This is a genomic window from Bradyrhizobium sp. I71, from assembly GCF_022354745.1.
Classification (GTDB): Bacteria; Pseudomonadota; Alphaproteobacteria; order Rhizobiales; family Xanthobacteraceae; genus Bradyrhizobium; species Bradyrhizobium liaoningense.
In genome coordinates, this window is record NZ_CP059398.1 from 4,340,343 (window position 1) to 4,365,480 (window position 25,138).

The following is a 25,138-nucleotide window of genomic DNA, read 5'->3' on the forward strand; positions in this document are numbered from 1 at the left end:
AGCATCACCATGGCCCTCTTTCGCCTGCCATCCAGTGGACCCGCCACCCTCGCCCCGCGAGGCAACGGGCTGCTGCTGCGTGCGCCGCAAATGTCGGACTTCCTGCAATGGGCTCATTTGCGCGAAACCAGCCGCGACTACCTCACGCCCTGGGAGCCGATCTGGCCGTCCGACGATCTCACCCGGTCCGGCTTCCGGCGGCGCCTGCGCCGCTATTCCGAGGACATTGCCGCGGACCGCTCCTATCCCTTCCTGATCTTCCGTGAGCTCGACGGCGCCCTGGTCGGCGGCATCACGCTTGCCAATGTCCGGCGCGGCATCGTGCAGGCCGGCACCATCGGCTATTGGGTCGGCCAGCCTCATGCCCATCGCGGCTACATGACAGCCGCGCTGCGGGTGCTGCTGCCGACGCTGTTCGGCGAGCTCAATCTGCACCGGGTCGAGGCCGCCTGCATCCCCACCAATGCACCGTCGATCCGCGTGCTGGAGAAGTGCGGCTTCTCGCGCGAGGGCCTGGCGCGCCGTTATCTCTGCATCAACGGGGTCTGGCAGGATCACCTGCTGTTCGGCCTGCTGCACGAGGATTTCCGCGGCTGAGCTGCCATCCCGTGAGGGCAAGGTCTCCCTGCCTGCCACCTTTTTGCTGCCTTGGGTTCGCCGATTTTGACGATATAACGGCGCGGGCCGGCCGGCGGTTGGGTCCGGATATTGTGATGGAGCATGGGTGTCGATGGTGAAGGAGCTTCGGTCATCGCGGAACGCGTTGCGGCGGGGGACAGCGGCCGCGTTGGCGCTGTCGATTGCGCTCGTGTTCGTCTCGCCGGTGGCGGCCCAATCCTTGAGCGACCGCTTCAAGAGCCTGTTCGGCGGCAAATCGGACGAGCCGGCGCAGCCCAATCCGGCGCCCACGCCCGGCCAGCCAGCCGACGACGAACTCGATTGCCCGCAGGTCACCGTGCGCGCCGGCGCTTCCACCTATGCCGTCGGTGCGAACGGCAAGCAGGCCGTCGGTAACGACATCCGCTTCCAGGCCACGATCACCAAGATGGCGCGCGAATGCGCCCGGAATGGCGGCGACATCACCGCCCGGATCGGAATCCAGGGCCGCGTCATCGCAGGTCCCGCCGGTGCGCCAGCTACGGTCGACGTCCCATTGCGCATCGCGGTGGTGCAGGGCGGCGTCGGCGAGAAGGTGATCGCCTCGAAGGCCTACCGGACCACGGTCGCGATGTCGGAGGGCGGCAGCGTGCCCTTCACCTTTGTCGCCGAGGATCTGAGCTATCCGGTGCCCTCGGCCAAGGATGCCGATTCCTACATCTTCTATGTCGGCTTCGACCCGCAGGCGCTCTCGCCCGAGCCGAAGGCGCGGAAGAAGAAGTAGGCGAGGTGTTGCGGCAATCTCAGCTGTCATTGCCCGCGAAGGCGGGCAATCCAGTATTCCAGAGGGCGAGGTGCTTGAACCGAGAAGCCTCGGCGTACTGGATCACCCGCTTTCGCGGGCGATGACACCCAGTTTGCGGCTGCAGATCGACCAACAAAAAAGCCGGCGCTCATCGCGCCGGCTTTTTGATTGATGAGAGGGTACCCCTCAGTTCAGCTTCTGCCTGACTTCGTTGATGCCCTTGGCGAGCAGGTCGTCGGCGACCTGGCCTCTGACCGACTGCGACAGGATCGTGGAAGCGGCCTGGACAGCGGCTTCCGCGGCTGCGGCGCGGACGTCGGCCAGCGCCTGGGCCTCGGCGAGCGCGATCTTGCTCTCCGCGGTCTTGGTCCGGCGGGCGACGAAGTCTTCCATCTTCGCCTTGGCCTCGGTCGCGATGCGCTCGGCTTCGGCCCTGGCGTTGGCGATGATGTCGGCAGCCTCGCGCTCGGCCGTGGCACTGCGCGACTTGTAGTCGGCGAGCACCTTGGCCGCCTCCTGCTTGAGGCGCGCGGCGTCGTCGAGCTCGGCCTTGATGCGTTCGGCGCGATGATCCAGCGCCGTCATCGCCGTCTTGAAGACCCCGAGATAGCCGAACACGACCATCAGGATCACGAAGGCGACGGCGACCCAAAATTCAGGTTCGAAGAACATCTCGACTAACCCTTCAAGGACGCATCGACCGCGGCATTGACCGACGCGGCGTCCGGAACGACGCCGGTGAGCTGTTGCACGATCTGACCTGCCGCATCGGCCGCGATGCCGCGGACGTTGCTCATGGCGGCGGCGCGGGTCGAGGCGATGGTCTTCTCCGCCCCGGCGAGCTTGGCTGCCAATTGTTCTTCCAGCGCCTTGCGCTCGGCTTCCGCCTGCGCATTCGCCTTGTCGCGGGATTCGTTGCCGATTGCCTGCGCCCGCGTTCGCGCCGCAGCGAGCTCGCTTTCATAGGCCTTCAGCGCAGCGTCGGACTGGTCCTTCAGCTTCTGCGCTTCGGCGAGGTCGCCCTCGATCTTGTTCTGACGCGCCTCGATCGCACCGCCGATGCGCGGCAGGGCGAGCTTGGACACGATCACGTAAAGCAGGACGAAGAAGATCGCGAGCGACACCAGCTGTGAAGCGAAGCTGCTGCTCTCGAACGGCGGAAAACCGCCACCGTGGTGACCACCGTCAGCCTCGGTGTGAGCGCCCGCCGGACCTTTCGCGCCGCCATGACTCTCAGCCATGGAGTTCTCCTGTTGCTGTCACACGCGCCGTTCCAAGGACTGGAACGGCGCGAAAAACGTCGTCCTCAGAGCGGAACGAACAGCAGCAGCAGCGCGATCAGCAGCGAGAAGATGCCGAGCGCTTCGGTCACGGCGAAGCCGAAGATCAGGTTGCCGAACTGGCCCTGAGCGGCCGACGGGTTGCGCACGGCTGCGGCGAGGTAGTTGCCGAAGATCACGCCCACGCCGACGCCCGCACCGCCCATGCCGATGCACGCGATGCCCGCGCCGATAAGTTTTGCTGCTGCCGGATCCATTTTAGACTCCTTGGAAGAAAGATGGGGTTGTGGGTGGAAATTCCCCGGACCGCTCAGTGTCCCGGATGAATGGCGTCGTTGAGGTAGATGCAGGTCAGGATCGCGAACACATAGGCCTGGAGGAACGCGACCAGGATTTCCAGCGAGGTCAGCGCGACCGTGAGCGCCAGCGGCAGCACGCCGCCGATCCAGCCGATGGCGCCGAGCGAGAAGCCGAGCATGGCGACGAAGCCCGCAAACACCTTCAGCGCGATGTGGCCGGCCAGCATGTTGGCGAAGAGACGAACGCTGTGGGAGACCGGCCGCAGGAAGAACGACAGGATCTCGATGAACATGACCAGCGGCAGGATGTAGATGGGGACGCCGTGGGGAACGAAGATCTTGAAGAATTTCAGGCCGTTCTTGTAGAGGCCGTAGATCAGGACCGTGAAGAACACCAGCAGCGCGAGCGCTGCGGTGACGATCAAATGGCTCGACACCGTGAAGGTGTAGGGGATGATGCCGACCAGGTTCGAGACGCAGATGAACATGAACAGCGAGAAGATCAGCGGGAAGAACTTCATGCCTTCCGCGCCGGCCGTCGAACGGATGGTCGAGGCGACGAATTCGTAGGAGATTTCGGCGACCGACTGCAGGCGCCCGGGAACCAGCTGCGTGCCACTGGCAAGCATCAGGAGCGAGATGATCGCCACCGCCACCAGCATGTAGAGCGACGAATTGGTGAAGGCGATCGTGTGATTGCCGATGTGGCCCAGGGTGAAGAGAGGCTCGATGTTGAACTGGTGGATCGGATCGATTTTCATCAGCGCGGCATCTCTTGGTCTGCCGGGCAATGCCGGCGGGTCTCGGTCTGCCGGCCGGGCCGGCCCGTACCGGCGAGGCCGGCACGATCATTCCTCTCCTGGTGGGATCCGCTAGGAATCGCCGCGCCTGTTTTGACCCGCGCCCGCCGTTCTCACCACATTCACCACGCCAGCCACGAAGCCCAGCAGCAGGAACACGATAAATCCGAAGGGCGACGTCGACAGCAAGCGGTCGAACCCCCAGCCAATCCCCCCTCCGACAGCGACGCCGGCGATCAACTCCGAGGATAACCGGAAACCAAGCGCCATCGCCGAGGCTCTGGCCGCTCTGTCTCCACCGTCACCTGCGGGTTGCTCGGTCTTGGTCCGGCGGTCGCGAAATTCGGACAACCGCTGATCAAGACTTCCGAGCCGTTCGGAAAGCGCGGCTTCCTCGGACGATCTATCGCGATCTCCATCCTCGCCGTGTCCCGTGCCCTGTGTCATGCAACGAAGACCCGAAACGCTGCGGCTGAATGGAAATTGCGCCCGTCACCCTCAAAAGCCGCGCGGACCATACTGATGGCCCATAATCAAGTCAAGCCAAGTCACGATTGCGTCGCTTTCGGTTATGTATCTGATTTGTTTGATGATATCGGCGTGCGCGGCAGCGCTGCACACAGCGTGACGCCGCACCGCAGCAGGTCTCCTCATGATCGGCGGACGCGGCTGTCCTTTCGCCTCACGGCCTGGATCAAAGAAGCTACCGCGTTCGTTGATTCCAGAGGCGGGTTTTTGGCGGCGGATCGCCTGACGCGGGTGTAGAATTGCACAAAAGCCGCACCAGTGCCGTGGCGGAGAGGGCGATGAGACCAGCGACGTCATCCACAACATCATGGCTTGCGGCGGCCGCCGCGGTGATGGTCGTCAGCGGCGGCCTCGTGGCCGCGCAATCCGCGCCCGACGGCGAAAATGGCCGCTACAGCATGACGCCCATCGCCGAGGGCGTGCTGCGGCTCGACACGCGCACCGGCACGGTATCGACCTGCACCAAGAACGACGCCGGCTGGGCCTGCTACGCGGTGCCCGACGAGCGGACCGCACTCGACGCCGAGATCGGCAGGCTCCAGGCCGAGGTCGAGAGGCTGAAGGGACAGCTCGCGGCGGGGCCGACTGTGTCGGGCAAGATCGACGAGGCGCTGCCGAAATCCGACCAGTTGAAGAAGGCGGAGCCCAAGGCCGCCGAGGGCGAGCGCAAGATCGAGATCCCGCTGCCGAGCGACCAGGACGTCGATCGCGTGATGTCGTTCCTGGAAAAGGCCTGGCGGCGGCTGATCGACATGGCCAACCGCGTGCAGAAGGACGTGTCGGGCAAGATTTGAGAGTTTAAATGACCTCCGAGAAACAGCTGACGCGTTCGGTGCCATCGACCGTGCAGGCCACGGCCATCGGTACCGCCCTGTTGACGGTGCCGACGCCCGGGCGAACCTTCGTCGATCTCACCGCGGAAGCGACGAAGTTCATCAAGGACGTTCACGCGCGCGACGGCGCGTTGACGCTGTTCATCCGCCACACCTCGGCCTCGCTGACGATTCAGGAGAACGCCGATCCCTCCGTGCTGGTCGATCTCACCACGGCACTGTCACGGCTCGCACCGGAGAACGCCGGCTGGACCCATGACACCGAGGGGCCCGACGACATGCCCGCGCACATCAAGACCATGCTGACGCAGACTTCGCTTCATGTGCCGGTCCTGAACGGGAAGCTCGCGCTCGGCACCTGGCAGGCGATCTATCTGGTCGAGCATCGCAGCCGCCCGCACCGCCGCGAGGTCGTGCTGCAATTCATCGGCAGCAATCAGTAAGCGCACAAGACAAAACCGGCCGCGGGGAGTCCGCGGCCGGTTCGTGTTGTCGATTACTGCTTCGATCAGGTCGCCTTGATGTCGACGTCCTTGGTCTCGGGCAGGAAGAAGAAACCGATCACGACGGTGATGGACGCGAAGATGATCGGGTACCAGAGGCCGGCATAGATGTCGCCGGTCGAGGCCACGATGGCGAAGGCGGTCGCCGGCAAGAGGCCGCCGAACCAGCCGTTGCCGATGTGGTAGGGCAGCGACATCGAGGTGTAGCGGATGCGGGTCGGGAACAGTTCGACCAGCATCGCCGCGATCGGGCCGTACACCATGGTGACGAACAGCACCAGGATGAACAGCAGGCCGATGATCGCCGCCACCTGCGGGCGGAAGATGTCGAGCGGATGCGACATCTTCACGATGCCGGCGTCGCCCGCCTTCGGATAGCCCGCCGCCTGCACCGCGGCGAGAACCGCCGGGTTGCTGTCCTTGGCGTTCGTGTAGGGCAGCTCCTTGCCGTTGATCATGATCTTCACGCCGGAGCCGGCGGGACCGGATGTCGTCGAGTACTTGACCGACGACTGCGACAGGAAGGCGCGCGCGGTGTCGCAAGGTGCGGTGAAGACGCGGGTGCCGACCGGGTTGAACAGGTCGCCGCAGCCTGCGGGATCGGCCACCACCTCGACCTTGGTCTGCTCGATGGCCTTCTCCAGCGCCGGGTTGGCGTTGGTGGTGATCATCTTGAAGATCGGGAAGAAGGTCAGCGCCGCGATCAGGCAGCCGCCGAGGATGATCGGCTTGCGGCCGATCTTGTCGGACAGCATGCCGAATACGATGAAGAAGCCGGTGCCGAGCAGCAGCGACCAGGCGATCAGCAGGTTGGCGGTATAGCCGTCGACCTTCAGGATCGATTGCAGGAAGAACAGCGCGTAGAACTGGCCGGTGTACCAGACCACGCCCTGGCCCATCACGCCGCCGAGCAGGGCGAGCAGCACGAGCTTGCCGTTCTGCCAGTTGCCGAAGGCTTCCGTCAGCGGCGCCTTCGAACCCTTCCCTTCGTCCTTCATCTTCTGGAAGATCGGCGATTCGTTGAGACGCAGCCGGATCCAGACCGAGACGCCGAGCAGCAGCACCGAGACCAGGAACGGGATGCGCCAGCCCCAGGCCGCGAAGTCCGCTTCGCCGAGCGCGGAACGGGTGAACAGGATCACCAGCAGCGACAGGAACAGGCCGAGCGTCGCCGTGGTCTGGATGAAGGAGGTGTAGTAGCCGCGCTTGCCGTTCGGCGCATGCTCCGCGACGTAGGTCGCGGCACCGCCGTATTCGCCACCGAGCGCCAGACCCTGGGCAAGACGCAAGATGATCAGGATGATCGGTGCCGCGATGCCGATGGTCGCGGCGTTGGGCAGCAGGCCGACGATGAAGGTCGACAGACCCATGATCAGGATGGTGACGAGGAAGGTGTATTTGCGGCCGACGATGTCGCCGATGCGGCCGAACACGATGGCGCCGAAGGGGCGGACCAGGAAGCCGGCGGCGAACGCCAGCAACGCGAAGATGTCGCGGGTTGCGGGCGGATAGGCCGAGAAGAACTGGGCGCCGATGATGCTTGCCAGCGAACCGTAGAGATAGAAGTCGTACCACTCGAACACGGTACCGAGCGAGGAGGCGAGAATGACGAACCGTTCGTCTTTCGTCATGCCGGCGCTGGCAGATGGTGCCGATGTTGCAGTTACTGTCGTCATCCGATTCGCTCCCGCTTGTTTTCTTTTCAAGAACCGATCCGCGCCACATAGGCGCGCCACCAATAGGGAGCGAGCAATTACATGCCTGCCGCGTCCGGCCCAATAGTACTTTCGACGCGAATGGGAGGGACCGCGTAGATACCGGTCAGAAATCACGGAACCGCAGCAACGAAATACCGTGGGGTCTGCAGCCTCAAACTAAAGTCCAAGTACGGAAAAGCCCATCGCGACAATCCACATCACGACGGACACCAGCGCAGACCAGTATGCAAACACCAGATAGGTCTCTCGCATCACCGCTGAGACTGTTTTTTGTGCATGCGGCTGAGGCGGGCGTCGGTCTTTTGGAAGATACAGCCACATCTCGGTGCGGCGGTGGTCTTTGGTCCGCGCCTCCTCCGCCTTCAGGAGAAGCACCAGTGTCATGATCAGGCTCAGAAAGCCTCCTGCCTGAAACGCGGAGCGCGGCAGAAACGAAAGGCCGATCATGACGCAGAATATGGCGAGGGAGGCAAATCCACACGCGCGCAGGACCGTTTCAAAGGCGATGCGGCGCATTTCTTCCATGAGGAGGGACTCCGTCGCCTGGCTCATTGGGATCGAGATGCGGCTTAGGGTAGTCCCTGCGGGGCCTGCCTTCAATGGTTCCCGCCCGCCGTTCAGAGGCCGATGCTGATGAAATTGCCGGCGGCGGGGAGGGCCAGAATAGCCGTGCCGGCCAGCCAGATCCAAAGCGAGACGCCGTTCGACTCCTGTGCACCGGTGACGCGTTCGTAGATGGCGGCGGGAATGCCGCCCAGGATGACGGTAGCAGTCGAGACCATCAGCGAGGCGAACATCAGCGTCAGCGACATGCTTCCGAACAGAAGAGGGCCTGCGAGCGGCTGGACATAGAGCAAGGCGAAGATCAGCCAAAGCTGGTTGAAGAGGCCGTTGATCATTGCGAAGAAGGCAATACCGATCAGGAAGAAGTTGCGGCTCATGATCCTCCTCCCGCAAGCCGCGGCGCGAGATTGAGCACGAGCAATGTGTAGTGCAGCACGATCCGCAACCAGAACATCCAGACAAAACCGAACAGCCACACGACGGCTGGAGGAACTGCCTTCGGCGTGACGGTTGCAATGGCGGTGAGCACCGGATCGGTGAAGCGGCAGAAGAAGCGCCAGATATAATTCGGCGAGTCGGCGTCGACGAAGAGGCCAAGCAGGAAGCGGCCGAGCATGGTGTACATCAGAGCCGCCAGAACGAAGTTCGGCAGGTGAAAATACCAGTATCTGACGAGCGAGTCGGCAATGTCCAAGATCGGGTCCTCCTCCCGGGTGTCGCTGTGGAAGCAGCATGGTCTTGCGAGGGGCGCTCGCTCCGCCCGGGCCGTCGGACATGCTGCACCAGCCTCCGCACGCAACAATGTCAAGGCAGGCGGTTCGGGGCAAGCGAGCGCCACCGGTCGCAAACAAAAACGGGGCCTCGCAAGGCCCCGTTTGTCGCAATCCATCCGATCCGCTCAGGTCGTTTTCTCTTCGAGCACCGTGCGGCCTCGCGGCTTGCGGATCTCGTCGACATAGGCCTGCATTTCCCGCGACGGCGCCCGTCCCAGCAGGCTCACGACGATGATCACCGCGAAGCCGAAGGGCGCACCCAGCAAACCGCATGCGATGTTGTTGAGGTTGAACCAACCCACCTTGTTGGCCAGCGGGTGGGCCAGCGTCGGCCAACTCTCCATGGCGTTGGGCAATGCCATGGCCTTGACGATGTCGACCAGCGGTGCGCCGGTGACCGGATTGAGCAGCGACGTCATGCCGAAGTACTGGACGCCGGCGCCCGGGAAATAGCGCGTGACCAGCAGGTAGAACATGCACAGCCCAAATCCGGCGATGATGCCGCAGACCGCGCCCGCGGACGTCGTGCGCTTCCACCAGACCCCCATCACGAGCGCCGGGAAATTGCCCGCCATCGCCAGGGAGAACGCCCAGCCGACCATGGCCAGGATATCCCCGGGCTTGGTGGCGGCCGTCGCCGCGGCAATGACCGCGACCGCCAGCAGCAGCACGCGCGCGATGATCAGCCGGCGCGCCGTCGGCGCGTTCGGATCGATCATCTTGTAGTAGACGTCGTGCGACAATGCATTGGCGATCGCGAGCAGCAGCCCATCGGCGGTGGACAGAGCCGCAGCCAGGCCGCCGGCCGCGACGAGGCCGGAGATCACGTAGGGAAGCCCCGCGATCTCCGGTGTCGAGAGCACGATCACGTCCGTGTTGATGACGAAGTCCTGCAGCCGGACCACACCGGGGTGACCGGCAACGGCCTTGCACGCGGCAATGACGGCGTCGATGTTGACGGCGTTCTTGCCGCAGATCTGGATCAGCCCGAGCTCGCCCCAGCTGAACAGCCAGGGTCTGATCGCGGACAGATCGCGCCCGATGATGTTCGTGTACACCTCCAGCTTGGAGAACGCTGCGTAGGCAGGCGCCGAGAAGTACAGGAGGAAGATGAACAGCAGCGACCATGCTACGGATTGCCGCGCCTCACGCACCGACGGCGTCGTGAAGTAGCGCATCAGGATGTGCGGCAGCGAGGCCGTGCCGACCATCATGCAGAGGATGATCGCAAAGAAGTTCAGCGGACTGTAGCTGAGGAACGGCTGAATGTGCGGCTTGAGGCTTGCTGCCGCCGCCAGTCCGTTGGCGAGCATCTCCTGTTCGCGCGCCGTGATGTCCGCGATCGCATGTCCATAGGTCAGCTGGGGAATCGGTATCCCGTAGATCTTTGTCGACAGGATCACGATCGGCGTCAGGTAGGCTATGATCAGTACGATGTATTGGGCCACCTGCGTCCAGGTCACCGCGCGCATGCCGCCCAGCATCGAGCAGACCAGGATGCCGACCAGTCCCGCGAAAACCGCGAGCTCGAACTGCATTCCGAGGAAGCGCGAGGCGATGATGCCCGTGCCGTAGATCTGCGCCGTCACATAGGTGAACGAGCAGGCGACGAGCACGATGACGCCGAGCCCCCGGGCGAAATTGCCGCCATAACGGAAGGACAGAAAGTCGGGCACCGTATAGGCGCCGAATTTGCGCAGATAAGGCCCGATCAGGATGGAGACCAGCACGAAGCCGCCGGTCCATCCGAGCACCCAGGCAAGCCCGTCATAGCCGAGCAGGAACAGCGTGCCCGCCATGCCCACGAAGGACGCTGCCGACATCCAGTCGGCACCGGTGGCCATGCCGTTGTAGAACGCCGGCACGCTGCGGCCCGCCACGTAGTATTCCGAAACTTGCGCCGTTCGCGACAGAACGCCGATGATGGCGTAGACCGCGAGCGTGAAGAACACGAACAGATAGCCTAGAACCTTGTTCGGCACCCCGATCATCTCGAGGACGGCGAGCAGAAGCACAAACGCGACGAATCCACCGGTGTAGAAGCCGTAGATCCGCCCAAGGTTGCTGAGAAAGTCGGAGCCGCCGGTTGAGGCCTGCGTAGCCATGTTCCATCCCCCTAGTCGTCTTCTGCAAAACCGTATTCGCGGTCGATCTTGTCCTGCTGTCTGGCGAACACGAACAGGATGACCACGAAGGCGATCAGCGAACCCTGCGCGGCCATATAGAAACCGAGCGGGAAGCCAAGGATCGGCAACTGGATGGTGTTGAGCGGAACCACGAACATGTGGATGACGTATCCGAAGAAGAACCAGATGCCGAGGTTGATCAGCATCAGGCGCGAGGTCTTGCGCCAGTGGGCTTCTTCTCGTTCTCTGAGATTGTGGGAGTCAGGCATGGGCTGCATTTCCTCTGTCACAACTCCGGCATGCGAGCCGGAGGAATCGAGGGGTTGCATACCCGTCGCTGCGGCCCCCCTCGTGCCGCCTTCCAACCGGTCTTTCGCCAGTTTGGAATGTCGGAGGCTAACATCAGGAATGCCGCGGTCTTTCTAATACTTTCGGAGGGAACCGATGCTGCGGATGCGAACGGCGTTGCGGCCGTTGACAATTCGGGCGCAGCGAGCGCGGGATAGCACGGCGATTCCGTCTGGCAGGATCGGACTGCGATGAAGCTGCTGCAAAAGTTCTTTCGTCCCCGGCCGCCGATTGGCGACCGCGAGGCACTTGCCGACTTCATCGACGCGCAGTCGGCATTCATCGTGCAAAAGGGCATCTACGAGTATTCGCGTGCCCGCGCCGGCCACTACGCCAAGGTGCTGTTTGCCGAGGAAGGATTTGCACTAGCCGTCGAACGTTCGCGCTGGCAGGCTTATCCGCTCGGGCTTGCGATGGTCGGCGAGATGGTCGAGGGGGTATTGCGCCCACATGCCGGCATGCAGCGCCGGGCGGTTCTCGACCGGATGATCCTCGTCGTCCTCTCGGTTTTCGACCGTTATCCAGTGCCGCCGTCGATCGGCGAGGACGCCTGGTTTCAGGCCCGGCGCGAGCTGGAGCAGCGGCTCGACCTCGTTGGCGGGCATGCGCCCAAGCGCGTGATGGATATTCCCGAGCCGCTGGCGGAAACCTATTTCGCGATGATGCCGATCCACGAAAAACTGCGCGGACGGGATCTCGAGACGATACGCAATTACCTGCGCGTCAGCCTGTGCAACATCCATGACGAATTGGTCGATCGCATCGATGCGGCTGCGGTGACCAACAGGCTGCTGGCGTAGCATCGCCCGGCCTCTGCCAATGCCCGGTTTGCCGGCCGGCATCGCACGGTCCGGGCCTTCCGAGGGAGGACAATGGATACGACAAGTGGTGCTGCCCCGCTTTTGTCGCTCGACGCCGTTGTCATCGATGCCGAAACGACCGGGCTCGATCCGCGCAAGGCGCGGGTGATTGAGCTTGCCGGCGTGCGTCTGTCGGCCGGAAAGCTGGTCGACGGCGGTTCGTTCGTTCAATTGCTGCGGCCGGCCGATCAACCGATCCCCGCCGAGACGACGCGCATTCACGGCATCGATGATGCCACGGTCGCCGAATCGCCGCTGTTTGTGGAGGTCTGGCCGCGTTTCGAGGCGTTTCTCGGTCGGGCTGTCGTCATCGGGCACATGATCGGTTTCGATCTGGCGGTCCTGAAGCGCGAATGCGATCTGGCGGGATTGCCATGGTCCCGGCCTCGAACGCTCGACACCAGACTGCTCGCGGAGATCGTTGCGCCGGACCTCGGCGGATACCAGCTGGAGAATCTTGCGGCCTGGCTTGGCATTGACGTGGCCGGCCGGCATTCCGCTCTCGGCGATGCGGTCACGACGGCACGGATCTTCCTGGCGCTGCTGCCGAGGCTGCGCGAGCACGGCATCCGGACCGTTGCTCAAGCCGAGCGGGTCTGTCGCGCGCTCACCGCCGTGCTCGACGATCAGGTGCGGATGGGCTGGATCGAGGCGGTCGAAGCGACAGCCCGCATCGATGCAGAGCAAACGCTGAAGCGGTTCGACGCCTATGCCTATCGCCACCGCAACCGCGACATCATGCGGTATCCCGCCATTTTCGTCGGTGCGGAGGTTTCGGTAGGCGACGCCCTGGCGCGAATGACCAGCGAGAGAATATCGGCTGTGTACGTCGGCGCGCCGGATGCGGCCGCGGACGACGTCAAGGCCGTCGAGGCCGGGATCGTCACCGAGCGCGACGTGCTGCGGGCGATCGCCCGGCTCGGTGCCCCGGCGCTGGAGCTGCCGGTGCATCGGATCATGAGCAGGCCGCTGGCGTCGATTCCCGACGACGCGCTCGTCTATCGCGCGATTGGCCGGATGAATCGCCTCAAGACCCGTCATCTCGGCGTTGTCGATGAGGCCGGCCGGGTCGTCGGTGCGTTGTCCGCGCGGGACCTGCTCCGTCTGCGGGCAGGGGAGGCCATCTCGCTCGGGGACGAGATCGAGGATGCCGCGGATACGCGGGCATTGGCGCTGGCGTGGGCGAAGCTGCCGCGGGTTGCGGAGGTGCTCCTGGCGGAAGGATTGTCCGGCCGCCAGGTTGCGGACGTGATTTCCAGCGAGCTCTGCGCCCTCACCCGTCAGGCCGCTGTGATTGCCGAGCGGCTCATGCGGGAGCGCGGCGAGGGCGACCCCCCAACGCCATACACGCTGGTCGTGCTCGGGTCTGCCGGACGCGGCGAAAGCCTGCTGGCGATGGATCAGGACAATGCCGTGATCTTCGGGCAAGGCGAGCCGGGAGGCGACGAGGATCGCTGGTTTGAGACGTTCGGGGCGCACGTTGCAGATATTCTGCACGAGGCCGGTGTGCCCTATTGCAAGGGGGGCGTCATGGCGAAAAACCCGCCCTGGCGCGGCTCTGTTGCAACGTGGCGGGACCGCATCGAGCACTGGGTCTGGCGCTCAAGTCCAAAGGATCTGCTGTCGGTGGATATCTTCTTCGATCTGCGGGCCGTTCATGGCGACGGCAGCCTTGCCGTCTCCGTCAGGCAGGCGGCCTTCGCGGCAGCCGAGGGGCAGGTCGCATTCGCCAAGCTTCTGGTCGAAGGGATCAGCGTCCCCGCGAGCCTGAAATTCTTCGGCGGCATCCGCACTGAAGGCGGTCGCATCGACCTCAAGGCGGCAGGGCTGTTCGGCCTGGTCGCTGCAGCGCGTGCGATGGCGATTCGCTACCATGTGATGGGCCGGTCGACATCGCAGCGACTCGCGGGTGTGAAGGCCGTGGTTGGCCGTGGCGAGACCGATCTCGATGCGCTCGACGAGGCCCATGGTGTCTTTCTGGAGCTGATCGTGTCGCAACAGATTGCGGATGTGGCGCAGGGGACGCCGCCCTCCAATGCGGTGTTGGTCAAGCGATTGTCGGCCCGTGACCGCGAGCGATTGAGGGCAGCGCTTCAAGCGGTCGCCGTGATCGATGATTTGATCCGGGACCTGCTGTTCAGGGATTTATGAGACCCGTCAGCGGCTTTTTGCGTTGCAGCATCAATTGGTTCGCGGCTGTGATTAACTGCCTTGCGACTGGGGGCGGAAGGTTGCCTTGCAAGACGGCTCCAGTCAGTGAACAATCGTCAATTGCTGCTTGATCAGCAACGAGTTGAAATTCTTTCCCGATCTTTCGTCGGCCTGCGGAACAGATGACTGCAACAGCCAATGCAAACACCCATCTCGTCATCGCCGATGACCATCCCCTGTTCCGCGATGCGCTGCGACAGGCGGTGGCGGGTGTCCTCCCGTCGGCCAGGATCGACGAGGCCGGATCCTTCGAGGACCTGACCGGGCTGCTGGAGCAGACCTCCGACGTCGACCTGATCCTGCTCGACCTCTCGATGCCCGGGATCTCCGGCTTTTCCGGTCTGATCTATCTGCGCGCGCAATATCCGGCGATTCCGGTCGTGATCGTCTCGGCGTCCGACGACAGCGCCACGATCCGCCGCTCGCTCGATTTCGGTGCCTCCGGCTTCATTCCAAAGCGTTTCGGCGTCGAGACGTTGCGTGACGCCATCCTCAAGGTGATGGAAGGCGACGTCTGGGTTCCCGCCGACACCGACCTGTCGGCTGCGGCCGATCCCGACATGACCCGTCTGCGCGATCGCCTGGTGACGCTGACGCCGCAGCAGGTCCGGGTCCTCATGATGCTGTCGGAGGGCCTTCTCAACAAGCAGATCGCCTATGAGCTCGGTGTCTCCGAGGCCACGATCAAGGCGCATGTCTCGGCCATCCTGCAAAAGCTCGGCGTCGAGAGCCGCACCCAAGCCGTAATCGCTGCCGCAAAGATCGCCGGCGGCCAGTGGACGCAGGGCACGCCGACGGGGTGAGGTCGCTACAGTGTGGTCAGAAGCACGTTGGCCGCTCTGATATCCGCCGTTTCGGAGCCCTCGGCAAAGCCCTCGAGGGACGATTGGAGCAATCGCCTCGCATCCTCGTGCAGCCCGCGTTCGGCAAATAGTCCGGCAAGATCGATCGCGGCGCGCAGCTCCCAGGCTGTGGCGCCTTGGCGGCGGCTCAAACCCAGGGATTGCATCAGGTAGACCTCTGCTTGCTCAGCCCTGGGCTGCGGCAGCGACAGCAGGACCTTGCCCTTCATCCGCAACAGCTCGGGCATGTAGAGATGATCGCCGCTGTGCTCGACGAGCCGGATCGCGTCGTCGATCAGGCCCGCGCTCTGCTCGAACTGTCCAAGCGCCAACGAGCCATGAACCAGCGCGATGTTGAAGGTCGTGGTGAGCAATTCGTAGCCGGCCTCGTGGAGCTCGCGCAGGCAAGCCCTGATCGTCTCGACGCCATACGCGGCGTCTCCCCGCCGGATCGCCAGCTCCCCTTTCGCGCCGCGGCCGACCACGAGATAGGGACCCATCGACCGAGATTCGGCATGGGCGATGAACTGGTCGATGCTCTCTTCCGCGCCGTCGAGATCGCCGCCCCAGAGCGAGATCGAGACCGCCCAGATCAGCGCGATGCAGAGCGTGATCGGGTGCTCCATCTGCGCGGCCTCAAGCGGAAAATCGTGCTTCCCAGGAAAAGTGCGGTCGATACGGAAATCGATCTTCTTCTCGATGAAGGCACTTATGCCCTCCGGGCGCGCCTCAATGTCAGCCTGCCGGGTCTCGATCGCGAGACCGCACAGGGCATCGTCGCTGAAGCGCATCAAACCTGCCCCTACTCCAAGGCCGTCCGCGGCAACATCGACGTCACGGTCGCGCTGGTCTGACGCAGCATCATCAATCACCAGGAGGTCGCAACGCCATGAAGCAGATCATCGATGAGCACCGCCGCCAGCTTCTCGGCATCGCCACAGGAGCCGTCGCCGTCGGTCTCGGCGTGATCGATCTCGCACGTGCCGAGACGGAACCGCTTCGATCCTCCGCATCGAATGCGTCCTTCGGGGCGATCAAGCAGATCGACGCCGGCGTTCTCAACATCGGTTATGCGGAGGTGGGACCCTCGAACGGTCCCGTCGCGATCCTGCTGCACGGCTGGCCCTACGACATTCACGCCTTTGTCGATGTCGCGCCGATCCTGGCGAAGGCCGGCTATCGCGTGATCATCCCTTATTTGCGCGGCTACGGCACGACGCACTTCCTCTCCAGTGAAACGCCGCGCAACGGCGAGCCTGCGGCGATGGCCGTCGACATCATCGCGCTGATGGACAAGCTCGATATCAAGAAAGCCGTCGTCGCCGGGTTCGACTGGGGCGCGCGCACCGCGGACGTCATCGCCGCGCTGTGGCCCGACCGCTGCCGCGCACTGGTGTCGGTCAGCGGCTATCTGATTTCCAGCCAGGCTGCCGGCAGTGCGCCGTTGCCGCCGCAGGCGGAGCTGCAATGGTGGTACCAGTTCTACTTCGCCACCGAGCGCGGCCGCGCCGGATACGAGAAGTACACGCACGATTTCGCCAAGCTGATCTGGAAGCTCGCCTCGCCGCAGTGGAAGTTCGACGACGCCACCTTCAATCGCAGCGCGGCGGCGCTCGACAACAAGGATCATGTCGCGATCACGATCCACAATTACCGCTGGCGGCTCGGGCTCGCCCAGGGCGAGGCGAAGTACGAGCATCTCGAAAAGAAGCTCGCGGCGGCTCCCGTCATCGATGTGCCGACCATCACGATGGAAGGCGACGCCAACGGCGCGCCGCATCCCGATCCGAGCGCCTATGCCAGGAAATTCTCGGGCCGTTACGAGTTTCGCCTGATCACCGGCGGCATTGGCCATAATCTGCCGCAGGAAGCACCGCAAGCTTTTGCCAAGGCCGTCGTCGACGCCGACGGCGCCTGAGCATCTGTCAGCACCTCGGTCCAGCCCGGCTGGATCGAGGATCGCCCCGTTGATCCCAGCTTGAAGGACGTCATGTCGCCAACCGAACCTGAAAAGAAGAAGTCCTTCTACGCCACGATGTTCGTGCTGACGGTGGTCTTGCTTGTCGTGCTCCTGACCTGCGGGCCGTATCTCGTCACGATCGCCTCCGCAGAGGGGCCGGCAGAACGCAGCGCGGCGGATGCCTCACCGATCTTCGGCGTCACGATTCCGCAAGGCTACAAGCAGTGGGAGCTGGTCGCGCCGGCCGAGGAGGCGGCGCCACTCGACGAGCTTCGCGCTGTGGTCGGCAACCAGACCGCAATCGAAGCCTATCAGGCCGGGAAACTCCCGTTCCCGGACGGCACCATTCTGGTCAAGCGCGCCTGGAAGCGGAAGCAATCGCCGGAGTTCGCGTCCGCAACCATTCCCGGCGCCGCCACCACGGTCCAGGTGATGGTCAAGGATTCCAAGAAATACGCTGCCACCGGTGGCTGGGGTTTCGGCCGCTTCATCAACGGCAGGCCGGTGGACGAGGCCCAGCATCGCACCTGCTTCGCCTGCCACGAGGCTCGAGCCAGGAGTCACGATTACGTCTTCACGCGCCTGGCGCCCTGAGCATCCGGAGAGAGGAATTGGAGAGGTGGCGGGCGCTCAGCCTATCGACCGACTACTGACCCACGCGTCTCATTCCGCCGCCACCATCTGCTGCGTGCGCCACTGACCCAGCAGGGCACGGAGCGAAGCCGGCTTCACGGGCTTGTTGAGCACCGCGATCTTCTCGTCCCGGGCGGCGACCTGCACGGCGGGGCTGCGATCGGCGGTGATCAGGATCGCGGGGATGGCGTCGCCGAAGCGGCGGCGGATCTCGCGGATGGCGGCGATGCCGTTGCCGCGATCGAGGTGATAGTCGACGAGCAGGCCGGTGACGCGCCGTCCGGCTGTTTCGATTGCGGCGATCGCACCTTCGGGGTCGGCGACCGCGATCACCTCGGCGTCCCAGGCCTTCAGGAGCGTGCGCATGCCGTCGAGGATGGCCGCATCGTTCTCAATGCAGACAATCAGTGCGCCCGAGATCGGCGTGCGCGCCAACGGCGTCGCGCTGGTCACGGCCGCGGTATGGGTGATTGCCTTGGCCGTCGGCACCGTCACGGAGAAGACCGAGCCGCCGCTGGCATTGGCGTCGATGGCGATGCCGTGCTTGAGCACGCGTGCCAGCCGCTCGACGATCGATAACCCCAGCCCCAGGCCGCGCGCGATCCGCGCCCCCTGCTCCAGGCGATGGAATTCCTTGAAGATCTCGCCGCGCTTGACCGGGGGGATGCCGACACCGGTGTCGTAGACGCAGATCTTGAGCGAGGTGCCGCGGCGGCGGCAGCCGACCAGCACGCGGCCGCGCGGGGTATACTTGATCGCGTTCGAGATCAGGTTCTGGAGCAGGCGCCGCAGCAAGAGCCGGTCCGACTCGACCGGCAGCGAGCAGGGCACGAAGCTGAGCTCCAGGCCCTTGGCGCGCGCGATCGGCGCGAACTCGATCTCCAGCGAGCGCATCAGATCGGCCATCTTGAAGCTCGAGATCGAGGTCGTCATCGCACCGGCATCGAGCCTGGAGATGTCGAGCAGCGCGCCGAGGATCTCCTCGATGGCCTGCAGCGATTCGTCGATGTTCTCGACCAGCCGCGTCTCTTCGCCTTCGTGCTGACGCTCGACCAGGCTCGTGACGTAGAGCCGCGCCGCGTTCAGCGGCTGGAGGATGTCGTGGCTGGCGGCGGCGAGGAAACGCGTCTTCGAGATGCTGGCGTCTTCCGCCGCGCTCTTGGCCAGTGCCAGCTCGGAGTTCAGCCGCGTCAGCTCCTCGGTGCGGTCGCGCACGCGCTTTTCCAGCGTCGCATTGGCGCGCTCCAAAGCTTCCGCGGCTTCGAAAGTGGGCGTGACGTCGGTGAAAGTGATGACGAAGCCGCCGCCGGGCATATGGTTGGTGAGCACTTCGATCACCATGTGGCGTTCCGGCAGGCGTTCGAGATAAGGCTCGCTGTCGGTGGTGTAGGCGGCGAGGCGCCGCTCCAGCAGGGCCTCGCTCTCGAGCGGATGCTCTGGATCGCCCACGCCGATGAATTCCAGGATTTCGCGCAGGGGCGTGCCGAACTGGATCAGATGCGGGGGAACGTTGAGGAGATCGCCGAACTGCCGGTTGGAGCAGATCAGTTGCAGATCGGCATCGAACACGGCGATGCCCTGGCGCACGTGGTTGAGCGCGGTCTGGAGGATCTCGCGGTTGAAATGCAGCGCCGCGTGCGAGTCGTCGAGCAGCTTCAGCGCGGCCTTGGCGGAGACCGTCCGCTTGCGCAGCAGCAGCGACATCACGAGGCGGGAGGAGGCCGCGCCGATCGAGGACGCGATCAGGTGCTCGGCGTGCTGCAGCAGCTCGAAATCGGCGGGTGCTCCGGGCTCCAGCCGCACGTTTCGCCGCGCCGAGAATGCCTCGAAGGAATGCCGCGCGCGGTCGGGTCCGAGATATTGCGCCACCGTGGTCTGGATGTCCTGCACGGTGATGCTGGTGCGCCAGCGGCGGAAGCTCGGGGAGATCGGTGCGAGCGTATTGGGCACGAACAGATCGGCCTGCAACAGCTCGATGGACGACGGCTGGCGCGCCAGCGACAGCAGCACATAGGTCAGGATGTTGAGCGACAGCGACCAGATGACGCCGTGCATCAGCGGCGGCAGGTCGGCGCCGAACAGCGCCTGCGGCCGCAGCGCCTCGATGCCGAACGGGCCGTGCTGGAGCAGCATGATGCCGGCCGTCGAGGAGTCCATGAAGCTCGGAATGAACAGCGTGTAGAGCCACACCACAAAGCCCACCAGCATGCCGCCGATGGCGCCGCGCGCGGTCGCGCGCCGCCAGAGCAGCCCGCCGAAGAAGCTCGGCGCAAGCTGGGCGATGGCGGCAAAGGAGAGCAGACCGATGGCCGCGAGCTGGGTATTGCCGAGCGCGCGATAGTAGAAATAGGCCATCACCATGATGGCGAAGATCGCGAGCCGCCGCGAGCGCAGCAGGAAGTCGCTGAAATCGGCACCGCCGGCGCGGCCCTCCGGCCGACGTTTCAGCACCAGCGGCACCACGAGGTCGTTCGAGACCATGATGGAGAGCGCGACGCATTCGACGATCACCATCGCGGTCGCCGCCGACAGGCCGCCGACGAAGATGACGACGCTGAGCAGATCGGCGCCGCCTTCCATCGGCAGCGCCAGCACGTACATGTCGGGATCGGCGGCGCCGAACGGGAAGGTCACGAGGCCGGCGATCGCGATCGGGATCACGAACAGATTGATGGCGACGAGGTAGAGCGGGAACAGCCATCGCGCCCGGCCGACCTCGGCATCGGAGGAATTCTCCACCACGCTGACGTGGAACTGGCGCGGCAGCAGCATGATCGCGCACAGCGACAGCAGCGTCATGGTCAGGAAGTTGCCGATCGACGGCGAATAGTTGATCGCGCGCACCGCTTCCGGCGTCTTCATCGCCCGCTCGATCAGCTCATGCGGCGAGAACATCCAGAAGGTGACGAAGATGCCGGCGGCGAGAAAGGCGATCAGCTTGATGATGGATTCGGTCGCGACCGCCAGCATCAGGCCGTGCTGGTGCTCGGTGGCATCGGTCTGCCGCGTGCCGAACAGCACCGCGAAGGCCGCCATCGACAGCGTCACCATCAGCGCCACGTCGCCGACGATCGGGATGTGGGAGAAGGCCTGGTCCTCGCTCAGGATCGTTTCGAGCGAGGAGGCAACCGCCTTGAGCTGGAGCGCGATGTAGGGCACCGAACCGATGATCGCCATCAGCGCGACGGTCGCCGCCACCGCCTGGCTCTTGCCGTAGCGGGCCCCGATGAAGTCGGCGATCGAGGTGATGTTGTGGGTTTTGGCGAGCTGGATCACGCGGCGCAACACGCCGGCGCCGAGCCCGATCATCAGGATCGGACCGAGATAGATCGCGAGGAAGTCGGTCGAGGTGCGGGTGGCGAAGCCGACCGAGCCGAAGAAGGTCCAGGAGGTGCAGTAGATCGCCAGCGACAGCGGATAGATCAGCCCGGAGGCGCGACCGCGCCCGGCCGGCGAGCGGCGGTCGCCATGGCTCGCCACCAGGAACAGGAAGCCGATATAACCGAACGCGGCGGCGATCACGCCCCAGTCGTGCAGCATGGTGAGCGTGCTTCTCTCCCTGGGCGCTGGCAGCGCCCGTGCTCATTTTCCCCGCAAACCTAGCGCGTTGGACGGTCGCAAGCGACAGCGAAATGCCGAGGGTGGGGGAGGAACCGGGGTTGTCGTTAAGGTGCGGCCAGGAGGCGGCCCTTACTTGCTGGAGGACGGGGGGAACGCTACATGCGGGCTTGTGGAGCACCGACGGTCTCCACAGCGTCATGGCCGGGCCTTGTCCCGGCCATCCACGCCTTCCATGCAGCACAAAGAACGCGGATGCCCGGGACAAGCCCGGGCATGACGACCTCTGCAAAATCTCAAATGCGTTCCGCCTCGCCATCCGGAGAAGGCCTCGCCATCCGGAGAAGGGTGGAAGGGGGTCTACTCCGCTGCCAGCGACTTCTCGCGCAGCGGCAGGCCGAGGCGGTCCCACACCTGGAGCAGAGCTTCGGCGAGCTGATCGATCAGGCCGTCGTCGTGATAGGGCGAGGGCGTGATGCGCAGGCGCTCGGTGCCCTTGGCGACGGTGGGATAGTTGATCGGCTGGATGTAGATACCGTGCTCTTCGAGCAGGAGGTCGGAGGCCTGCTTGCACTTCTCGGGATCGCCGACGAACAGCGGCACGATGTGGGTGTCGCTCGACATGACGGGCAGGCCGGCGGCATTGAGGATCGCCTTGACGCGGGCGGCGCGGTCCTGGTGGCGCTCGCGCTCCCAGTTCGAGCTCTTCAGGTGCTTGATCGCGGCAGTCGCGGCCGAGCAGACCGCCGGCGGCAGCGCGGTGGTGAAGATGAAGCCCGGCGCGTAGGAGCGCACGGCGTCGATGATCTGGCCACTGGCGGCGATATAGCCGCCGAGACAGCCGAACGCCTTGGCGAGTGTGCCCTCGAGAACGTCGATGCGATGCATGACGCCGTCACGCTCGGCGATGCCGCCGCCGCGCGGGCCGTACATGCCGACGGCGTGGACTTCGTCGACATAGGTCATTGCGCCATACGTCTCGGCGAGATCGCAGATCTTGGCGAGCGGCGCGACGTCGCCGTCCATGGAATAGAGGCTCTCGCAGACGATCAGCTTCGGCCGATTCGGGCCGGCCGCTTTCAACAGCTCTTCGAGATGCGCAACGTCGTTGTGGCGGAACACGACCCGCTCGCAGCCGGACTGCCGGATGCCCTCGATCATCGAATTGTGGTTGAGCTCGTCCGACAGGATCAGGCAATTCGGAATCAGCTTTGCGATGGTCGGGATGCCGGTCTGGTTCGAGACATAGCCCGAGGTGAACAGCAGCGCGGCTTCCTTGCCGTGGAGGTCGGCGAGCTCGGCTTCGAGCTGGATCAGCGGATGGTGCGTGCCGGCAATGTTGCGGGTGCCGCCGGCACCGGTGCCGACGCGCGTCGCGGTCTCGACCATGGCGCCGACCACCTTCGGGTGCTGGCCCATGCCGAGATAGTCGTTGGAGCACCAGATCACGACGTCGCGCTTGCCCTTGGACGAGTGCCACACCGCGTGCGGGAACCGGCCGGCCGTGCGTTCGAGGTCGGCGAACACCCGATAGCGCCGCTCAGTGTGGAGACGATCGAGAGCGGAATTGAAGAACTGGTTGTAATCCATCGGCAAGACCTGCAACGGAACCCGGCCATGACGGCCGCTCATTTTTTAGAGCTTTTCGAGCTCCAATGTCTATGCGCCAGCACACATTTGAGGCAAGGCGAGCGTGCCAATTGATAACCGCCGGTCCGGCGGCGATTGTTGATTTGGATCAAGCGCCTAACACGGGATTGCCGGCCGCGACCGGACTGACCGGGGGAGGCAGGGGCTGCCGTGGACATTTTGTCCATGGCGCGCGCACCATCCATGATGGCCAAGCTGGCGGCACCGACGCCATAGCCGTGCCCGGCTGGGGCGGTGTGCCGGTCAGTCGGACAGCCCATGCGAAAGGAAGCCCCGATGAAGCGTGTCATGATCCTCAACGGTCCCAACCTCAATATGCTCGGCATCCGCGAGCCGCACATCTACGGCACGACGACGCTCGCGGAGGTCAACGCGAGCTGCGAGGACGCCGCCGCCAAGCTCGGGCTCAAGCTCGCCTTCCACCAGTCCAACCACGAGGGCGTGCTCGTCGATCTGATCCAGTCGGCGCGGCAGGATGCCGACGCCATCGTCATCAACCCGGCCGGTCTCTCCTTCACCTCGGTGTCGATCATGGACGCGATCAAGACGTTCGAGGGCCCGGTGCTTGAGGTCCACATCTCCAACATCCACGCCCGCGACGAATATCATCGCCACTCCAAAATTTCGTTCGTGGCGACGGGCGTAATCTGCGGGCTCGGGCCGTTCGGCTACATCGCGGCGCTGCACGCGATTGCGAACATGAAGTGAGAACTTCTCCCTCGCCTCGCTTGTGGGAGAGGCCAACGCGCTCGCAGAGCGCGTGGGTGAGGGCTCTCGCCGCACAGGGACGTCCTCAGTTAATCTCAATAATCCCAGCGCGGAGACACCCTCTCCCCAACCCTCTCAGCGCGAGCGAAGCTCGTCGCGCCCCGCAAGCGGGGGAGGGAGCCCACTGCCGATGCCGCTGCATCCTGCACATCATATGCGATTGCCCTGCCGCTTGCGGGGAGAGGCGAAGAAATTACGTCGTCCTGAATTGCAGCACGCCGTCTTGCATCTCTGCCGTCAGCCGGCCCTCGACGATCATATAATTGACGTGGGCGACGAGTTCGCCGGCGGCAAAGCCCATCTGGTGCTCGTCCAGCACGTGCTTGTTGAACACGACAGGCACCAAGGCGCGCGAGGTTTGCGGCGTCTCGCGGCAGGCTTCCGCGATCAGGCGGCAGCGCTCCTCGTGATGGTCGGCGAGCTGCTTGATGCGGGTCTTCAATCCATAGAACGGCACGCCATGGCCGGGCAGCACCAGCAGATCATAGGGCAGGGTGGTGGTGAGGCTCGCGAGCGAGGCCAGGTATTCGCCGAGCGAGTTCTGGTCGGGCTCGACCGCCCAGACGCTGACATTGGGCGAGATCTTGCTCAACACCTGGTCGGCGGAGAGGAACAGCTTGTCGTCGGCGCAATACAGCATCACCTGGTCGAGCGCGTGGCCGCCGCCGGTGATCACCTTGAAGCGGCGCGTGCCGATCACGACCTCGTCGCCATGCGAGATGCGGCGGTAGGACGGCGGCAGCACTGAGACGCGCTTGAGGTAATCCTGGCCGCGCCCGAGCAGCTTCTCGGTCAGCGACTCGTCCATGCCGTGACGGCGGAAGAACAGCCGCTGCGCCTCGCGCCGCTCCTCGGTGCCGCGGTTCTGGTGATAGACCGATTGCAGATACTCGACCTGCGACATCACCAGCGGGCAGTTGAAGCGTTCGACGATCCACCCGGCGAGGCCGACATGGTCGGGGTGGGAGTGGGTGACGATCAGGCGCGTGATGTTGACGCCCTTCAGCGGCCCGTCGAACAGCTTGGTCCAGGCCTCGATCGTCTCCTCGTTGCCGAATCCGGTATCGACCATGGCATAGCCGTCGCCGTCGGCGAGCAGGTAGATGTTCACGTGGTTGAGGCGGAACGGCAGTTTCAGCCGCGCCCACAACACGCCGGGCCGGACTTCGACGACCTCGTCGTGGCCGGGATGCTGGTCCCAGGGGTAGCGCAGGGCCTCGGCCGAGGACTGTGCGATGTCGGTTTTTGAGCTCATGCTACCCGCTTAAACCCAGCGCGCGCAGGGCGCCAGCCGAAAAAGCACGCCTGGCGGGCGCCGCATGGCCGTCATACCGGCCGTGTTTTTCCGCCTCTCGGTTTGAGGCCGCCAAAAACGCAGTCATTCCGGGGCGCGCGTAAGCGCGAGCTCTGGTGCGCGGTTGCGCACCTGAGAATCCGGAGATCGTGGTGCGGGATTCCGGGGGCGCCTCTTCGAGGGCCCCG

Annotated in this window: 26 protein-coding genes and 1 pseudogene; 12 read left to right on the forward strand and 15 right to left on the reverse strand. The window is 64.5% G+C overall.

Going from position 1 to position 25,138, the window contains the following annotated elements:
• Positions 1-9 precede the first annotated feature (9 nt).
• Both FJV43_RS20945 and FJV43_RS20950 read left to right on the forward strand, forming a co-directional pair.
• Entirely contained in the window at positions 10-597 is a 588-nt protein-coding gene (locus FJV43_RS20945) for a GNAT family protein (protein ID WP_028178162.1), read from the forward strand.
• A 133-nt stretch (positions 598-730) separates the two neighbouring features.
• Positions 731-1,381, forward strand: coding sequence for a hypothetical protein (locus FJV43_RS20950; protein ID WP_239620471.1), 651 nt, complete (start codon positions 731-733; stop codon positions 1,379-1,381).
• A gap of 207 nt (positions 1,382-1,588) precedes the next feature.
• Here FJV43_RS20950 and FJV43_RS20955 read toward each other — a convergent pair whose 3' ends face one another.
• The 5 genes from FJV43_RS20955 to FJV43_RS20975 all read right to left on the reverse strand — a co-directional run bounded on the left by FJV43_RS20955 (position 1,589) and on the right by FJV43_RS20975 (position 4,228).
• Positions 1,589-2,074, reverse strand: a complete 486-nt coding sequence (locus FJV43_RS20955) for an ATP F0F1 synthase subunit B (RefSeq protein ID WP_061882483.1) — start codon at positions 2,072-2,074, stop codon at positions 1,589-1,591.
• Between the two features lie 5 nt (positions 2,075-2,079).
• Entirely contained in the window at positions 2,080-2,643 is a 564-nt protein-coding gene (locus tag FJV43_RS20960) for a F0F1 ATP synthase subunit B (protein WP_239620473.1), read from the reverse strand.
• 65 nt (positions 2,644-2,708) lie between these two features.
• Entirely contained in the window at positions 2,709-2,939 is a 231-nt protein-coding gene (locus FJV43_RS20965; protein ID WP_007599451.1) for a F0F1 ATP synthase subunit C, read from the reverse strand.
• Between the two features lie 53 nt (positions 2,940-2,992).
• Positions 2,993-3,742, reverse strand: a complete 750-nt coding sequence (locus FJV43_RS20970) for a F0F1 ATP synthase subunit A (RefSeq protein ID WP_061882481.1) — start codon at positions 3,740-3,742, stop codon at positions 2,993-2,995.
• A 111-nt stretch (positions 3,743-3,853) separates the two neighbouring features.
• Positions 3,854-4,228 carry an AtpZ/AtpI family protein gene (locus FJV43_RS20975; RefSeq protein ID WP_239620475.1) on the reverse strand — a complete coding sequence of 125 codons (375 nt, stop codon included), beginning with the start codon at positions 4,226-4,228 and terminating at the stop codon, positions 3,854-3,856.
• Between the two features lie 75 nt (positions 4,229-4,303).
• On the opposite strand from FJV43_RS20975, the gene FJV43_RS20980 reads away from it, so the two are divergent.
• Genes FJV43_RS20980 through FJV43_RS20990 form a run of 3 tightly spaced genes read left to right on the forward strand, consistent with a single transcriptional unit; the run spans position 4,304 to position 5,585 of the window.
• Complete coding sequence (locus tag FJV43_RS20980) at positions 4,304-4,546, forward strand: hypothetical protein (RefSeq protein ID WP_239620477.1); 243 nt, start codon at positions 4,304-4,306, stop codon at positions 4,544-4,546.
• Positions 4,547-4,587: 41 nt separating this feature from the next.
• Complete coding sequence (locus tag FJV43_RS20985; protein WP_028178156.1) at positions 4,588-5,103, forward strand: hypothetical protein; 516 nt, start codon at positions 4,588-4,590, stop codon at positions 5,101-5,103.
• 8 nt (positions 5,104-5,111) lie between these two features.
• Complete coding sequence (locus FJV43_RS20990) at positions 5,112-5,585, forward strand: secondary thiamine-phosphate synthase enzyme YjbQ (protein ID WP_239620484.1); 474 nt, start codon at positions 5,112-5,114, stop codon at positions 5,583-5,585.
• A 65-nt stretch (positions 5,586-5,650) separates the two neighbouring features.
• Here the strand turns inward: FJV43_RS20990 and FJV43_RS20995 are convergent, their stop codons facing one another.
• The 6 genes from FJV43_RS20995 to FJV43_RS21020 form a co-directional block, all read right to left on the reverse strand.
• Complete coding sequence (locus tag FJV43_RS20995) at positions 5,651-7,276, reverse strand: MFS transporter (protein ID WP_239629534.1); 1,626 nt, start codon at positions 7,274-7,276, stop codon at positions 5,651-5,653.
• A 243-nt stretch (positions 7,277-7,519) separates the two neighbouring features.
• On the reverse strand, positions 7,520-7,888 hold the full coding sequence (locus FJV43_RS21000) for a hypothetical protein (RefSeq protein ID WP_239620486.1): 369 nt from the start codon (positions 7,886-7,888) through the stop codon (positions 7,520-7,522).
• Positions 7,889-7,980: 92 nt separating this feature from the next.
• Positions 7,981-8,304 carry a hypothetical protein gene (locus tag FJV43_RS21005; protein WP_239620488.1) on the reverse strand — a complete coding sequence of 108 codons (324 nt, stop codon included), beginning with the start codon at positions 8,302-8,304 and terminating at the stop codon, positions 7,981-7,983.
• Positions 8,301-8,621, reverse strand: a complete 321-nt coding sequence (locus tag FJV43_RS21010) for a hypothetical protein (RefSeq protein WP_239620490.1) — start codon at positions 8,619-8,621, stop codon at positions 8,301-8,303. The genes FJV43_RS21005 and FJV43_RS21010 overlap by 4 nt, the downstream gene beginning before the upstream one ends.
• 204 nt (positions 8,622-8,825) lie before the next feature.
• Entirely contained in the window at positions 8,826-10,805 is a 1,980-nt protein-coding gene (locus tag FJV43_RS21015) for a sodium:solute symporter family protein (RefSeq protein WP_239620491.1), read from the reverse strand.
• Between the two features lie 11 nt (positions 10,806-10,816).
• On the reverse strand, positions 10,817-11,095 hold the full coding sequence (locus FJV43_RS21020; RefSeq protein WP_239620492.1) for a DUF4212 domain-containing protein: 279 nt from the start codon (positions 11,093-11,095) through the stop codon (positions 10,817-10,819).
• Between the two features lie 270 nt (positions 11,096-11,365).
• Here FJV43_RS21020 and FJV43_RS21025 point away from each other — a divergent pair, with 270 nt between their 5' ends.
• From FJV43_RS21025 to FJV43_RS21035, 3 genes are all read left to right on the forward strand, one after another.
• A complete protein-coding gene (locus FJV43_RS21025) occupies positions 11,366-11,974 on the forward strand; it encodes a hypothetical protein (protein ID WP_239620493.1) in 609 nt (202 codons plus the stop codon).
• 102 nt (positions 11,975-12,076) lie between these two features.
• Positions 12,077-14,185 carry a DUF294 nucleotidyltransferase-like domain-containing protein gene (locus FJV43_RS21030; protein ID WP_239620504.1) on the forward strand — a complete coding sequence of 703 codons (2,109 nt, stop codon included), beginning with the start codon at positions 12,077-12,079 and terminating at the stop codon, positions 14,183-14,185.
• A 182-nt stretch (positions 14,186-14,367) separates the two neighbouring features.
• Positions 14,368-15,048, forward strand: a complete 681-nt coding sequence (locus tag FJV43_RS21035; protein ID WP_239620506.1) for a response regulator transcription factor — start codon at positions 14,368-14,370, stop codon at positions 15,046-15,048.
• A 5-nt stretch (positions 15,049-15,053) separates the two neighbouring features.
• Here the strand turns inward: FJV43_RS21035 and FJV43_RS21040 are convergent, their stop codons facing one another.
• Positions 15,054-15,713 (reverse strand): hypothetical protein, encoded by a 660-nt coding sequence (locus FJV43_RS21040; RefSeq protein ID WP_239620508.1) that lies wholly within the window; start codon positions 15,711-15,713, stop codon positions 15,054-15,056.
• Between the two features lie 12 nt (positions 15,714-15,725).
• Here FJV43_RS21040 and FJV43_RS37220 point away from each other — a divergent pair.
• The 3 genes and pseudogenes from FJV43_RS37220 to FJV43_RS21055 form a co-directional block, all read left to right on the forward strand.
• Positions 15,726-15,941 (forward strand): annotated as a pseudogene (locus tag FJV43_RS37220) (OsmC family protein); the annotation flags it as partial.
• Positions 15,942-15,976: 35 nt separating this feature from the next.
• The gene (locus tag FJV43_RS21050; protein ID WP_239620510.1) at positions 15,977-17,005 is read left to right on the forward strand and encodes an alpha/beta hydrolase; all 1,029 of its coding nucleotides are present in this window, start codon (positions 15,977-15,979) and stop codon (positions 17,003-17,005) included.
• Between the two features lie 72 nt (positions 17,006-17,077).
• Entirely contained in the window at positions 17,078-17,641 is a 564-nt protein-coding gene (locus tag FJV43_RS21055; RefSeq protein ID WP_239620512.1) for a cytochrome P460 family protein, read from the forward strand.
• Positions 17,642-17,710: 69 nt separating this feature from the next.
• Here the strand turns inward: FJV43_RS21055 and FJV43_RS21060 are convergent, their stop codons facing one another.
• Both FJV43_RS21060 and hemA read right to left on the reverse strand, forming a co-directional pair.
• The gene (locus FJV43_RS21060) at positions 17,711-21,220 is read right to left on the reverse strand and encodes a PAS domain-containing hybrid sensor histidine kinase/response regulator (protein WP_239620514.1); all 3,510 of its coding nucleotides are present in this window, start codon (positions 21,218-21,220) and stop codon (positions 17,711-17,713) included.
• Between the two features lie 378 nt (positions 21,221-21,598).
• The gene (hemA, locus tag FJV43_RS21065; protein WP_239620520.1) at positions 21,599-22,828 is read right to left on the reverse strand and encodes a 5-aminolevulinate synthase; all 1,230 of its coding nucleotides are present in this window, start codon (positions 22,826-22,828) and stop codon (positions 21,599-21,601) included.
• Positions 22,829-23,164: 336 nt separating this feature from the next.
• On the opposite strand from hemA, the gene aroQ reads away from it, so the two are divergent.
• Entirely contained in the window at positions 23,165-23,596 is a 432-nt protein-coding gene (gene aroQ, locus FJV43_RS21070) for a type II 3-dehydroquinate dehydratase (RefSeq protein ID WP_239620522.1), read from the forward strand.
• 253 nt (positions 23,597-23,849) lie between these two features.
• Here the strand turns inward: aroQ and FJV43_RS21075 are convergent, their stop codons facing one another.
• Positions 23,850-24,911: an MBL fold metallo-hydrolase gene (locus FJV43_RS21075; RefSeq protein ID WP_239620523.1), complete on the reverse strand. Its 1,062-nt coding sequence runs from the start codon at positions 24,909-24,911 to the stop codon at positions 23,850-23,852.
• Between the last annotated feature and the right edge of the window lie 227 nt (positions 24,912-25,138).

Bases quoted from the DNA above. Each gene is read 5' to 3' on its own strand.
- FJV43_RS20945 (WP_028178162.1), top strand. From the start codon at position 10: ATGGCCCTCTTTCGCCTGCCATCCAGTGGACCCGCCACCCTCGCCCCG.
- FJV43_RS20950 (WP_239620471.1), top strand. From the start codon at position 731: ATGGTGAAGGAGCTTCGGTCATCGCGGAACGCGTTGCGGCGGGGGACA.
- FJV43_RS20955 (WP_061882483.1), bottom strand. From the start codon at position 2,074: ATGTTCTTCGAACCTGAATTTTGGGTCGCCGTCGCCTTCGTGATCCTG.
- FJV43_RS20960 (WP_239620473.1), bottom strand. From the start codon at position 2,643: ATGGCTGAGAGTCATGGCGGCGCGAAAGGTCCGGCGGGCGCTCACACC.
- FJV43_RS20965 (WP_007599451.1), bottom strand. From the start codon at position 2,939: ATGGATCCGGCAGCAGCAAAACTTATCGGCGCGGGCATCGCGTGCATC.
- FJV43_RS20970 (WP_061882481.1), bottom strand. From the start codon at position 3,742: ATGAAAATCGATCCGATCCACCAGTTCAACATCGAGCCTCTCTTCACC.
- FJV43_RS20975 (WP_239620475.1), bottom strand. From the start codon at position 4,228: ATGACACAGGGCACGGGACACGGCGAGGATGGAGATCGCGATAGATCG.
- FJV43_RS20980 (WP_239620477.1), top strand. From the start codon at position 4,304: ATGGCCCATAATCAAGTCAAGCCAAGTCACGATTGCGTCGCTTTCGGT.
- FJV43_RS20985 (WP_028178156.1), top strand. From the start codon at position 4,588: ATGAGACCAGCGACGTCATCCACAACATCATGGCTTGCGGCGGCCGCC.
- FJV43_RS20990 (WP_239620484.1), top strand. From the start codon at position 5,112: ATGACCTCCGAGAAACAGCTGACGCGTTCGGTGCCATCGACCGTGCAG.
- FJV43_RS20995 (WP_239629534.1), bottom strand. From the start codon at position 7,276: ATGACGAAAGACGAACGGTTCGTCATTCTCGCCTCCTCGCTCGGTACC.
- FJV43_RS21000 (WP_239620486.1), bottom strand. From the start codon at position 7,888: ATGGAAGAAATGCGCCGCATCGCCTTTGAAACGGTCCTGCGCGCGTGT.
- FJV43_RS21005 (WP_239620488.1), bottom strand. From the start codon at position 8,304: ATGAGCCGCAACTTCTTCCTGATCGGTATTGCCTTCTTCGCAATGATC.
- FJV43_RS21015 (WP_239620491.1), bottom strand. From the start codon at position 10,805: ATGGCTACGCAGGCCTCAACCGGCGGCTCCGACTTTCTCAGCAACCTT.
- FJV43_RS21020 (WP_239620492.1), bottom strand. From the start codon at position 11,095: ATGCCTGACTCCCACAATCTCAGAGAACGAGAAGAAGCCCACTGGCGC.
- FJV43_RS21025 (WP_239620493.1), top strand. From the start codon at position 11,366: ATGAAGCTGCTGCAAAAGTTCTTTCGTCCCCGGCCGCCGATTGGCGAC.
- FJV43_RS21035 (WP_239620506.1), top strand. From the start codon at position 14,368: ATGACTGCAACAGCCAATGCAAACACCCATCTCGTCATCGCCGATGAC.
- FJV43_RS21040 (WP_239620508.1), bottom strand. From the start codon at position 15,713: ATGGAGCACCCGATCACGCTCTGCATCGCGCTGATCTGGGCGGTCTCG.
- FJV43_RS21050 (WP_239620510.1), top strand. From the start codon at position 15,977: ATGAAGCAGATCATCGATGAGCACCGCCGCCAGCTTCTCGGCATCGCC.
- FJV43_RS21055 (WP_239620512.1), top strand. From the start codon at position 17,078: ATGTCGCCAACCGAACCTGAAAAGAAGAAGTCCTTCTACGCCACGATG.
- FJV43_RS21060 (WP_239620514.1), bottom strand. From the start codon at position 21,220: ATGCTGCACGACTGGGGCGTGATCGCCGCCGCGTTCGGTTATATCGGC.
- hemA (WP_239620520.1), bottom strand. From the start codon at position 22,828: ATGGATTACAACCAGTTCTTCAATTCCGCTCTCGATCGTCTCCACACT.
- aroQ (WP_239620522.1), top strand. From the start codon at position 23,165: ATGAAGCGTGTCATGATCCTCAACGGTCCCAACCTCAATATGCTCGGC.
- FJV43_RS21075 (WP_239620523.1), bottom strand. From the start codon at position 24,911: ATGAGCTCAAAAACCGACATCGCACAGTCCTCGGCCGAGGCCCTGCGC.